Source organism: Pseudomonas sp. ES1, from assembly GCF_050586605.1.
Classification (GTDB): Bacteria; Pseudomonadota; Gammaproteobacteria; order Pseudomonadales; family Pseudomonadaceae; genus Aquipseudomonas; species Aquipseudomonas sichuanensis.
Genome location: NZ_JBOBDM010000040.1, coordinates 19011 through 30975, shown reverse-complemented (window position 1 = coordinate 30975; position 11965 = coordinate 19011). Strand labels below are relative to the sequence as shown.

The 11965-nt window shown below is 63.0% G+C and carries 9 protein-coding genes; 2 read left to right on the top strand and 7 right to left on the bottom strand.

From position 1 onward, the window contains the following. Window positions 1–71: 71 nt before the first annotated feature. From ACQ4N9_RS17255 to ACQ4N9_RS17235, 5 genes are all read right to left on the bottom strand, one after another. Window positions 72–1667: an ABC transporter substrate-binding protein gene (locus ACQ4N9_RS17255; protein WP_390968408.1), complete on the bottom strand. Its 1596-nt coding sequence runs from the start codon at window positions 1665–1667 to the stop codon at window positions 72–74. A gap of 71 nt (window positions 1668–1738) precedes the next feature. Further along, window positions 1739–3103, bottom strand: a complete 1365-nt coding sequence (locus ACQ4N9_RS17250; protein WP_390968406.1) for an OprD family porin — start codon at window positions 3101–3103, stop codon at window positions 1739–1741. 175 nt (window positions 3104–3278) lie between these two features. Then, window positions 3279–4871, bottom strand: a complete 1593-nt coding sequence (locus ACQ4N9_RS17245; RefSeq protein WP_390968404.1) for an ABC transporter substrate-binding protein — start codon at window positions 4869–4871, stop codon at window positions 3279–3281. A 217-nt stretch (window positions 4872–5088) separates the two neighbouring features. Continuing rightward, window positions 5089–6714 (bottom strand): ABC transporter substrate-binding protein, encoded by a 1626-nt coding sequence (locus ACQ4N9_RS17240; protein WP_125465367.1) that lies wholly within the window; start codon window positions 6712–6714, stop codon window positions 5089–5091. Window positions 6715–7026: 312 nt separating this feature from the next. Continuing rightward, a complete protein-coding gene (locus ACQ4N9_RS17235) occupies window positions 7027–7743 on the bottom strand; it encodes an SIMPL domain-containing protein (RefSeq protein ID WP_125465366.1) in 717 nt (238 codons plus the stop codon). A 308-nt stretch (window positions 7744–8051) separates the two neighbouring features. Between ACQ4N9_RS17235 and ACQ4N9_RS17230 the strand changes: the two genes are divergently transcribed. After that, window positions 8052–9308, top strand: coding sequence for an ATP-binding protein (locus tag ACQ4N9_RS17230; protein ID WP_110993463.1), 1257 nt, complete (start codon window positions 8052–8054; stop codon window positions 9306–9308). Continuing rightward, window positions 9308–9868, top strand: coding sequence for a response regulator transcription factor (locus tag ACQ4N9_RS17225; protein WP_390968401.1), 561 nt, complete (start codon window positions 9308–9310; stop codon window positions 9866–9868). The genes ACQ4N9_RS17230 and ACQ4N9_RS17225 overlap by 1 nt, the downstream gene beginning before the upstream one ends. Window positions 9869–9979: 111 nt before the next feature. Here ACQ4N9_RS17225 and ACQ4N9_RS17220 read toward each other — a convergent pair whose 3' ends face one another. Both ACQ4N9_RS17220 and ACQ4N9_RS17215 read right to left on the bottom strand, forming a co-directional pair. Then, window positions 9980–10168 carry a hypothetical protein gene (locus ACQ4N9_RS17220; protein ID WP_390968399.1) on the bottom strand — a complete coding sequence of 63 codons (189 nt, stop codon included), beginning with the start codon at window positions 10166–10168 and terminating at the stop codon, window positions 9980–9982. Window positions 10169–10182: 14 nt separating this feature from the next. Continuing rightward, a complete protein-coding gene (locus tag ACQ4N9_RS17215; protein WP_390968397.1) occupies window positions 10183–11817 on the bottom strand; it encodes a phospholipase in 1635 nt (544 codons plus the stop codon). Window positions 11818–11965: the final 148 nt, after the last annotated feature.

Here is an 11965-nt window from a genome sequence, read left to right as displayed (position 1 = left end):
GGGGGTACCTCATCAGCCACTAAGGGCACAGCCGCCGGCTGCCTTGCAGATCGCCGGCGGTCGTTGTTGTTCTACTTCACCTTGGTGGTGGCGAAGTTATTGTTGGTCAGTGGGTTGATCACGTAGCCCTCGACGTTCTCGCGCATCGCAGTGAACATCTTCGGGTGGGCCATGCTGATCCACGGTTGGTCCTCATCGTACACCGCCAGCGCTTCGCTATAGAGCTTGGCGCGTTCGTCGTTGTCGATGGCTTCGCGGGCGCGGGTGATCAACTGCTGGAACTTGGGGTTGCACCAGCGTGCATAGTTCTCGCCGGATTTTGCTGCATCGCAGCTGAGCAGCGGGCTGAGGAAGTTGTCCGGGTCGCCGTTGTCACCGGCCCAGCCGGTCGACACGAGGTCGGCCTCGCCGTTCTTGGCTCGGCGCAACATTTCGGCCCATTCCATCACGCGAATATCGAGCTTGATGCCGACCTTGGCCAGGTCGGCCTGGAGCATTTCTGCGGACAGGCGTGGGTTGGGGTTGGTCGCGCCACCACCATTGCGGGTGAACAGGGTGATCACGGTGCCTTCCGGTACGCCGGCTTCCTTGAGCAGGGCGCGAGCCTTGTCCAGGTCGTGGGGCGGGTTCTGGTTGGCACTGTTGTAGCCGAGCATGGACGGTGGATACGGGTTGACCCCAACCATCGCGTTGCCCTTGCCGAACAGCTGGTCGACGTGGGTCTGGCGGTCGAAGGCCATGTTGATCGCCTTGCGCACGCGGACGTCGCTCAGGTACTTGTGCTCGGTGTTCATCGCGATGTAGCCGGTGACCAGCGCTTCGATCTCGGCAACCTTGAGTTTCGGGTCGGCCTTGATCGAGGACACGTCGTCAGGCTTGGGGTACAGCGCCACCTGGCACTCGTTGGCACGCAGTTTTTGCAGGCGAACATTGCTGTCGGTGGCGATGGCGAAGATCAGAGCGTCGGCCGGTGGCTTGCCACGGAAGTAGTCCGGGTTGGGCTTGTAGCGGACCTGGGCATCCTTGTTGTAGCGCTGAAAGACGAACGGGCCGGTGCCGATGGGCTTGCTGTTGAGCTCGGCGGTTTTGCCGGCCTTGAGCAACTGGTCGCCGTATTCGGCGGAGTAGATCGAGGTGAAGGCCATGCCCAGGTCATGCAGGAACGGTGCTTCCGGGCGGGTCAGGGTGATCACCACGGTGTGGTCGTCGGTCTTCTCCACCGATTTGAGCAGGTCCTTGAAGGCCATGCTCTCGAAATAGGGGTAGCCGACGCTGCTCTTGTCGTGCCACGGGTGGTCTGGCCTGAGCTGGCGGTTCAGGCTCCACAGCACGTCGTCGGCGTTGAAATCGCGGGTGGGGGTGAAGTAGTCGGTGCTGTGGAACTTCACGCCTTCGCGCAGGTGGAAGGTGTAGACCAGGCCGTCCGGGCTGATGTCCCAATGGGTGGCCAGGGCTGGCTGGATATCCGTGGTGCCTGGTTTGAAGTCGACCAGGCGATTGAAGACGGTTTCGGCCGAGGCGTCGGCGGTGACGGCGGTGGTGTACTGGACAATGTCGAAGCCCTCGGGGCTGGCCTCGGTGCACACCACCAGCGGCTTGGCCGCAACGGTGGATGCAGCGCCCAGGATGACCGCTGCCAGGGCAGCGCGTAGCGGTAACGATTTCATGAAACCTCCCTGCAGTGCTATTCCAGCGTAGCCGCCACGGCCCGTGGGGAGTCGGGCCGTGGCGCCAGCGGTCAGAGAATGTTGAATGGAATGGTGGTGACCAGGCGGAACTCGTCGAGGCTGCCATCGCCCTGGGCCTTGCTGGCGCGGTGGGCGGTGTAGGTGGCACGGATGCTGGTGTCTTTCAGCGGGCCGCTCTGCACCGCGTAGCTGGTGCCGAAGCCCCACTCGTAGTGGGTTTCGCCGTCGAGGCCTTTCACGTCGTAGACGTTACCCTTGTAGTGGGTGCCGTCGATGCCCCAGCCGCGGGCGTTGTACAGGTTGAACTTGAGGCCCGGCACACCGTAGGGCGCCATGTTCAGCACATAGCTGATCTGCAGCGATTTCTCGTTGGGGCCGTTGAAGTCCGACAGCAGCGAGTTGGCCAGGTAGATGCCGTTGGTTTCATGCAGGTAGTCGAAGTACTCGTTGCCATTCACCTGCTGCCACGACGCGCTCAGGGTGTGGGCCTGATGGGTCAGGCCGAACGACAGGCTGTAGGTGTCGTTGTCGATCTCGCCCATCTTCTTGCTGCCGGCGTCTACGGTCTTGTAGTAGTTCAAGCCGGTGGTCAGGCTCAGCACCGCGCTGTCGCCCAGCACATGGTTGGCGCCGAAGTAGTACTGGTTCCAGAAGTCGTCGACCTTGGTGGCGTACAGGCTGGTACTCAGGCTTTTCAGCGGCTGGTAGTTGATGCCGGCGGTGCTGGCGCGGTCGGTTTCCACGCCATTGCCGTATTCGCTGCGGAACTTGCTCAGGCTCTGCTCGGTACGTGGCGAGACGCGGTCGAAGGTGCCCAGGTCGAACGACAGGTTGTCGAACTCGGCGCTGTGCAGGAACGCACCCTGGAAGCTCGACGGCAGCGCGCGGTTGCCGATGTAGGCGATCATCGGGGTGTCGACCGCCTGGCGGCCGAGGGTGAGGGTGGTGTTGGACACCCGCGCCTTGACGTTGCCCAGGCCCATCTTGCTCCACTGGCCGATCACGTCGCCGTCGCTGTGGGTGAGCGTGCGGTTGTTGGGGCCGGCCACGGCGGCACGGCCGCGCTCCAGCGCAACGGCGTTGTAGGCGGCGGCCTCGACGGCGAAGCCCACGGTGCCCTCGGTGAAGCCAGAGCTGTAGTTGAGGATGGTGCCCTGCACCCAGTTGTCGCGGCTGTGGGTGGGATGACGGGTGCCGTCGCTCTTGTAGTACTTCCACAGTGGTGCGCGGGTGGCGCGTTCGCGGGCATACCAGTTGCGAGTACTGCCGGACAGACTCTGGCCGTCGATGAAGCCCTTGGCCTCGGCTTGTTCACTGCTGGACTTGAGCGTGGTGGGGACGAAGTCCTGGCTCATCGGTTCGGCCTGGGCCAGGGCGCTGAAGGCGCCGATGGACAAGGCCAGTGCGGTTTTCATGGTGCGTTTCAAAATCAAAGCTCCCTTTCTATTCTTTTAGTTATTACCCGTGCCTCGTGGGCCGGGCCTGCAACGGTGACGCGGTACTGCAGGTATTCGCCTGGGGTCGCCAGGCAAATCCAGGCTGCACGCGGCCGCGGGAGTGGGTCGCACTCCCGGCCAGACAATGCAGGGGTCAATCGATACTGACGCCGGAGAAAACGTTGCGTCCGAAGGGGCTGACCTTGAAATCGTTGACGTTGCTGCTCAGCGGTTGGTTGACCGTGGAATGGGCTACGGGCGTGATCGGTACCTGTTGCTTGAGGCGTTGCTGGGCCTGCTGGTAGAGGGCGCTGCGTTGTTCGCGGTCGGTGACCTGTTTGGCTTGCTTGACCAGCGCGTCGTACTGCGGGTCGCACCACAGCGAGTAGTTGTTGCTGCCGATGGCGTCGCAGTTGTAGAGCGTGCCCAGCCAGTTGTCGGGGTCGCCGTTGTCGCCGGTCCAGCCGATCAGGGCGATATCGTGCTCACCGCTTTTCATGCGCTTGAGGTATTCCCCCCACTCGTAGCTGACGATGCGCACCTTGAAACCGAGCTTGCTCCAGTCGGCCTGGAGCATTTCGGCCATGAGCTTGGCGTTGGGGTTGTAGGGGCGCTGTACGGGCATGGCCCAGAGGGTGATCTCGGTGCCTTCCTTGACCCCGGCCTGCTTGAGCAGGCTCTTGGCTTTTTGCGGGTCGAAAGGTGCGTCCTTGAGCGAGTCGTCGTAGGACCACTGGGTGGGCGGCATGGCGTTCACCGCCAGTTGCCCGGCTTCCTGGTAGACGGCCTGGATGATCGCCTGCTTGTTCACCGCCATGTCCATGGCCTGGCGTACTTCGAGGCGGTCGAAGGGTGGGTGCTGGGTGTTGTAGGCGATGTAGCCGAGGTTGAAGCCGGGTTGCTGCAGCACCTGCAGCTTGCCGTCCTGCCTGAGTGCGGGCAGGTCGGCCGGGCGCGGGTGCAGGGTGACCTGGCATTCGTTGCGGCGCAGCTTCTGGATGCGTACCGACGGGTCGATGTTGATGGAGAACACCAGGTTGTCGAGCTTCACCTGGTCCGGTGCCCAATAGTCCTTGTTGCCCTTGTAGCGAATCTGCGCGTCTTTCTGGTAACGCTGGAACACGAACGGGCCGGTGCCGATCGGTTTCTGGTTGATGTCGCTCGGCCTGCCCTCGGCCAGCAGGTGCTCGGCGTACTCGGCGGAGAGGATAGCGGCGAAGGCCATGGCGAGGTTCTGGATGAACGCGGCATCGACCTTGTTGAGGGTGAATGCCACGGTCAGCGGGGCGGTCTTCTCGACCTTGGCGATGTTCTTGTCCAGCCCCATGCTGATGAAGTACGGAAATTCGGTGGGGTAGGCCTGGCGGAACGGGTGCTGCTTGTCGAGCATGCGGTTGAAGGTGAACAGCACGTCGTCGGCGTTGAAATCCCTGGTGGGCTGGAAGCCCTTGTTGGCGTGGAACTTCACCCCGGGCCGCAGGTGGAAGGTGTAGCGCAGGCCGTCGTCGGAGACCTGCCAGTCGGTGGCCAGGGCCGGATGCACGGCGGTGCCGCCGCGCTCGAACTCGACCAGGCGGTTGTAGATCGGTTCGGCGGCATCGTTGTCGGTGGCCGAGGTGTACTGGGCGGTGTCGAAGCCTGCCGGGCTGCCTTCGGAGCAGAACACCAGGTTGTTGGCCAGTGTCAGCGGCGCGTGGCTCAGCAGGCCGAGTGCAAAGAGGGTGGAGCACAGCGTGGTAGGGCGCATGGCAAATCCTTTGTCCTGGTCTTTTCTGGCCGCGACAGGCAAAGCGCGGCGATGACATCCCGGCCCTGACGATAGAGTCGTCAAGGCGTGGGAGCCATGGTTCAGAGACTGATAAGGGAGCGGGAGTATTCCGGCGACTGCGTTGGAAAAGTCCTACGCGCCGCCCGGTCATGTAGTCGCCCCGCCGCAAACCGTGCGGGCGGGGCGAGCATGGCCGTTACTTGTCCACGCTTACCCCGTAGAAGGAGTTCAGGCCGAAGGGGCTGATCTTGAAGTCCTTCACGGACGTGCTCATGGGCTGATACACGGTGGAGTGGGCGATCGGGGTGATCGGCACCTGTTCCTTGAGGATGTGTTGCGCCTGCTTGTACAGCTCGGTGCGTTTGGCCTGGTCGGGGGTGGCCTTGGCTTGCTTGATCAGGTCGTCGTACGGCTTGTAGCACCACTTGGAGAAGTTGTTGCCGTCCATGGCGTCGCAGCCATAGAGGGTGCCCAGCCAGTTGTCCGGGTCACCGTTGTCGCCGCTCCAGCCAATCAGCATGGCACCCTGCTCGCCGCCCTTGGAGCGCTTGATGTACTCACCCCATTCGTAGCTGACGATCTTGGCCTTGATGCCGATCTTGGCCCAGTCGGACTGCAGCATTTCGGCCATCAGCTTGGCGTTGGGGTTGTACGGGCGTTGCACCGGCATGGCCCACAGGGTGATCTCGGTGCCTTCCTTGATGCCGGCTTCCTTGAGCAGCTGCTTGGCCTTTTCGGGGTCGTACTTGGCGTCCTTGATGGTGGTGTCGTAGGACCACTGCGTTGGCGGCATGGCGTTGACCGCCAGCTGGCCGGCGCCCTGGTACACCGACTCGATGATCTGCTGCTTGTTCACCGCCATGTCCAGGGCTTCACGCACCTTGAGTTGCGACAGCGGGTTAGGCTCGTTGCTGCCCTTGACCTTGTCCATCACGTTGTAGGCGATGTAGCCGAGGTTGAAGCCGGCCTGGTCGGGCATCTTCAGCTTCGGGTCCTGCTTCAGCGGCTGGATATCGGCCGGGCGGGGGAACAGGGTGACCTGGCACTCGTTCTTCTTGAGCTTCTGCATGCGTACCGAAGCGTCGGTGCTGATGGCGAAGATCAGGTTGTCGATCTTCACGTCCTCGGGCTTCCAGTAGTCCTTGTTGCCCTTGTAGCGGATCTGCGCGTCCTTCTGGTACTTGCTGAACACGAACGGGCCGGTGCCGATCGGCTTCTGGTTGATGTCGGCAGGCTTGCCTTGCTTGAGCAACTGGTCGGCGTATTCGGCCGACTGGATCGAGGCGAAGCTCATGGCCAGGTTCTGGATGAACGCGGCGTCGACCTCGTTGAGGGTGAACTTCACGGTGTGGTCATCGACCTTCTCGACCTTGGCGATGTTCTTGTCCATGCCCATGTCGGTGAAGTACGGGAATTCGGTGGGGTACGCCTTGCGGAACGGCTGGTCCTTGTCGAGCATGCGGTTGAAGGTGAACAGCACGTCGTCGGCGTTGAATTCGCGGGTCGGCTTGAAGTAGTCGGTGGTGTGGAACTTGACGCCTTCACGCAGGTGGAAGACGTAGGCCTTGCCGTCGTCGGACACTTCCCACTTGGTGGCTAGGCCCGGAATCACCGCGGTGCCGCCACGTTCGAATTGCGTGAGCCGGTTGAAGATGGTTTCAGCCGAGGCGTCGAAGTCGGTTCCGGTGGTGTATTGGCCTGGGTCGAAGCCGGCCGGGCTGCCTTCGGAGCAGAACACCAGGTTGGTCGCGGCGAGGGCGGAGGGAGCGCCGGCTAGCAAGCCTGCGCCGACCAGGAACGGAATGACTGCGTGTTTGAGCATGGTGGCCTCATTGTTGTCATTTTTTTAGAGTGAGGCGGCCTCGTGAGCCGACCTGCGGATACTTATGCAGGGGCTATTCCCAATGCAACACTCAGCAGAGTGGTTGGCGGCAAAACGTGGGACGGTCGTACATGGATGTCGCAAAAATATAAGTTTGTCGAATGTTGATCGTTTGCGCGGCCTGAAATGGCAAGAATTTCAAGATGTTTCGCATTTTCGATGACAGGTGGACGCACCTGATTAGTGCGTAGGAATAGTCGGAAAGTGCTGTCCGAGGCGGATTTCACCGCCACGGACATCCACTTGGAGGGGTCAGGGCACCTGGACTTCGATCAGGCCATCGGCGCTCATGCTGACTTCGCTGGTGCCGGCCTCGATATCGGGCGCTGGCGCCGCTTCGTCGGCAGCCTTGGCCATCATCGCCATCGGTGCGCTGCGCAGGTACGGGCGCGGGTAGCCGCTGCTGTTGAGGTTCAGGCTGACCACCTTGTAGCCCTTGCCGCCGAGCGCTTCGGTGGCCAGCTGGGCGCGAGCCTTGAACGCGGCCACGGCATCCTTGAGCAGCTCGTCTTCGCTGGTCTTGCGGGTGGCCGGGGCGATGGAGAAGTCCATGCCGCCCATCTTCAGGTCCTGCAGCAGTTCGCCGGTGAGCTTGGACAGGGCCGGGAAATCGGCACTTTCCAGGCGCAGTTCGGCGCGCTCACGCCAGCCGGTGATCTTCTGGCCCTTGGTGTCGTAGATCGGGTAGCTGTTGCGGCTGCCCTGGCTGATCTTCACGTCCTTCACGTCACGGGCCTGCTGCACGGCCTTGTTCATGGTTTCGGTGATCTGCTTGGCGAGCTTGCCCGGGTCGCTGTTCTGCGCTTCGCTGTACAGCGTCACGACCATCAGGTCGCGGGCGACTTCCTTGCTGACTTCGGCGCGCAGCGACACCTGGTTGTAGCGTGGCTCGTCGGCGGCCACGGCGGGCAGGGTGGCGAGCAGGCCGCAGGACAGGGCGAAGGCTTTGCCGCGACGGGAAATGTGCATGTGTAGCTCCTTGGCAATGAAAAGCGTGGTTAGAACGTTCGTGCCACGCATGGCCGATCAGACCGGGGACAGTTTAGGCAGTTCAAAGCGACAAGCGGCAAGCTGTAAGAAAGTATGTGAATATTATCGAGATAAGTTTCACAGCCCCAAGGTCAGAGCATCTAATGAAGATTCGCCGCGAGAACGCTTGAAGCTTGTAGCTAGAGTCTTGAAGCTGACTCGTGTGGCGCTTTGCCGCATCGCTGCAGTGAAGCGCCTGGCTTCGGTATACTCCAGCCGATTTTCTTGGAGCCTCATCGGGAGAGCTCATGCTCGCCGCCGCACATCCGCTGTCCGCTACACGCCAGAACCTTTGGCGCCTGACCTTCATCCGCATCCTTGTGCTGGCTGCCCAGGCCGGTTCCGTGGGCGTGGCCTACTGGACCGAGTTGCTGCCGCTGCCATGGTTCTCGCTGGTGGTCACCCTGGCCCTGTCGTCGCTGCTGTGCGCGTTCACCGCCGTGCGCTTGCGCCTGTCACTGCCGGTCACCGAACTCGAGTATGCGCTGCAGCTGGCCTGCGACCTGCTGATCCACAGCGCGCTGCTGTATTACTCCGGTGGTTCGACCAACCCCTTCGTCTCTTATTACCTGGTGCCGCTGGCGATCGCCGCCGTCACCCTGCCGTGGATCTACTCGCTGGTGCTGTCGGGCATCGCCCTGGTGGCCTACAGCCTGCTGTTGGTGCAGTTCTACCCGCTGGAAACCTTGCCGCAGTCGCGCGACACCATGCAGGTCTACGGCATGTGGCTGAGTATCGCCCTGGCCGCGGCGGTGATTACTTTCTTCGCCGCACGCATGGCCGAGGAGTTGCGCCGCCAGGAGCACCTGCGTGCCGAGCGCCGTGAAGAGAGCCTGCGCGACGAACAACTGCTGGCGGTGGCCACCCAGGCCGCCGGCGCCGCCCATGAGCTGGGCACGCCGTTGGCGACCATGAGCGTGCTGCTCAATGAAATGCGCCAGGACCACACCGATCCGTTGCTGCAGGAAGATCTGCAGATCCTTCAGGACCAGGTCAAGCTGTGCAAGGAAACCCTGCAGCAACTGGTACGCGCCGCCGAAGCCAACCGCCGCCTGGCCATCGTCGAGCAGGACGTCACGGCCTGGCTCGACGAAGCGCTCAACCGCTGGCACCTGATGCGCCCTGAAGCCAGCTACCGTTTCCAGCGCCTGCGTGATGGCCAGGTACCGCGGCTGGCGCCGCCGCCCGACCTGACCCAGGCCCTGCTGAACCTGTTGAACAATGCCGCCGATGCTTGCCCGGACGACCTGGAGGTGCGCCTTGACTGGGACGCCCAGGATATCGTCATCAGCATCCGCGACCATGGCCCCGGCATGCCGCCGGCCATTGCCGAAGCGATCGGCAAACCCTTTATTACCACCAAGGGCAAAGGCTTCGGCCTGGGCCTGTTCTTGAGCAAGGCCAGCGTGACGCGTGCGGGCGGTTCGGTGAAACTCTATAGTCATGAGCAGGGTGGCACCCTGACCGAATTGCGCCTGCCCCATGGCAAGCGAGGAGATGAATGATGAGCGAAGAAAACCAGGTCGAAGGCGAAGAACTGCCGCACCTGCTGCTGGTGGATGACGATGCCACCTTCACCCGGGTCATGGCGCGGGCCATGAGCCGCCGTGGTTTCCGCGTGAGTACCGCTGGCTCTGCCGAGGAGGGCCTGAAGCTGGCCGAGCAGGACCTGCCGGACTACGCCACGCTGGACCTGAAGATGGAAGGCGATTCGGGCCTGGTGCTGCTGCCCAAGCTGCTGGAGCTGGACCCGGAGATGCGCGTGGTGATCCTGACCGGTTACTCGAGCATCGCCACTGCGGTCGAAGCGGTGAAGCGCGGGGCCTGCAACTACCTGTGCAAACCTGCAGATGCCGACGATGTGCTGGCTGCACTGCTGTCGGAGCACACCGACCTGGATGCCCTGGTGCCGGAAAACCCGATGTCGGTGGATCGCTTGCAGTGGGAGCATATCCAGCGCGTGCTCGGCGAGCATGAAGGCAATATCTCCGCCACCGCGCGAGCGCTGGGCATGCACCGGCGCACCTTGCAGCGCAAATTGCAGAAGCGCCCGGTACGGCGCTAAGAGCGCGTCGTCCCTATCGCCGGCAAGCCGGCTCCCACAGGATGTGTTGACAACTTGTCTGTGGGAGCTGGCTTGCCAGCGAAAGGGCCGCAAGGCGGCCCAAGCAATCTGTCAGGCTTTCAGCCCCGAGCGGTCAACTCGCACCGCCAGTTGCCCTGCACCAGCAGGCGCCTCGAACGCCACCAGCCCTCCAGCCGGCACCTTGGCCCGGCCAATGACCTTGCCATCACGCAGCAACTCCAGCGGCATGCCTGCCAGCGACTGACCCGAAGCCAGCTCCAGTTTGATCCTGATGTTCATCGGTGACCTCCTTGTCACGCATTGCGATCGATGTAAGTGGTTGCCACGCCGTTCAGGCTGGCGATCAGCTCCGGCGAGCCGCCGCGGAACTGGCGGAACAGGTTGCGCCCGCGCTGCTTGCCGTCCAGCGGCACCTGTACGGTCGGGTGGAACTGCTCGCCCAGTAGGGCATAGGCGCTCCACGGCCCGATATAGGATTCGTTGAACTGCTCGCTCACGCTGAAGGCGTAACGCACCGAGTTGCCACGCTGCCAGTTGAGGCCATCCGGTTCGCTGCTTTGCCAGCCAATGATGGCCGGTGACGCACTCGGTGGGGCGATGAATCCGCTGGGGGTATTGGGCTTGTAGTCCTTGAGCAGCAGGTAGGTGCTCCAGCCCCACCAGTCGGCGATGCGCTCGCGGTCGTTGAGGTTGTTGACGTCCTTGCGCCGGAGCACGGTCTTGCCGTTCTGGAAATACAGCGGGGCAAAGTTGCCCGGCACCAGGTCCTGCTCGGCGGCGTGCAGATCTGGTGCCAGGCGCAGGGCGGCATAGTCCTTGGCCAAGGGCAGGCGGCCATCGACGAACGCCTGGAACACCTCGTCGGCCGAGCGCTGCACTGCCCGGCCAACCTGGCGACGGTTGGCCACATCGACGCTGTCGAAGTAGCGTTTGTCGCCATAGGCGCGCCATTGCTCGCCTTCGGCGTTGCGCACCAGCAGGCCGTACTTGCTGTCTTCATCGTGCATGAAACGCGAAATCAGCGAGCCGACGTCGCTCGGGGTGACGCTGTCGGCCAGGGCCTTGCGCGGCACCCGCAAATGGCCGGCGGAGAACAGGTCGGTGAGGAAGTGATCGGCGAAGGCATTCATGGCGTAGGCCAGTTGCAGGTCCCGCTCCTCGCCACTGGCATGCGCCTTCACGGCTTGCTGCAAGGCTGCGGCGTGGCCGGCCTGGTAGGCCAGCAGCGCCCAGGGGCCGAAATGGTCCCAGTTGCTGGCGGCCAGCTTCAGGTAGCGGCCAAGCGGGAACAGGTCGGACGCGAAGCTGCCGCCGCCGGTGATGCGATTCCAGCGTGCCGACAGGCTGTCGCCCAGTGCGTCGTAGGCTTCGTGGGGCTGGCGGCCGTCCTGGATGGCCTGGTTGGCGGCGGCGATTTCTTCCTGCATCACGGCGAGGATCTGCCCGGCTTCTTCCTTGGCCGCCGGCAGGCGAGCCAGGGAGTCGAAGGCCTGGGTGAAGCGTGTGATGCGTTCGGCCTCGCTGGCGCCATCGGCGATGGGCCGCTCGGGCACGCCATAGAAGTCGCCGCCCAGGGCGATGACCTGACCGTAGGTCAGGCTCAGGCCGTTGGGCAACGGCAGGGGCGACTGGTGGGCGGGGATGCCCGGCTGGCCAGCTTCATAGCGCAGCAGGGTGTTGTCACCGATAGCGGTGTGCTCACCCCCTTCGAAGAACAGCTCGGGTTTGCGTTTGGGCGCCTGGCCTGTGCCTTGCGGCACGGCGAAGCGATGGTACTTGAGGGTGTGGTGGCCGTGCATGACCAGCATCAGCTGGCTGTCCGGCCCGGGAAGGTCGATGCCCTGCGGATCGAACAGTTGATCGAGGTCGGCAACGACCTGTTTGGCCTGGGCTTGGTTGGCCACGGGCGCGGTTTGCATTCCTGACATGATCAGCTCCTTGCGATGTCGGGATAATCCATTTTTAACTGTATGCATATACAGTATTTGCCATCATATTCGGGAAATTTCCTACGTCAAGCTCAGTTTGTGCTGCCAACTGGCACCTTCGATGGGCGCAAGGCCCTGGCACTGACGT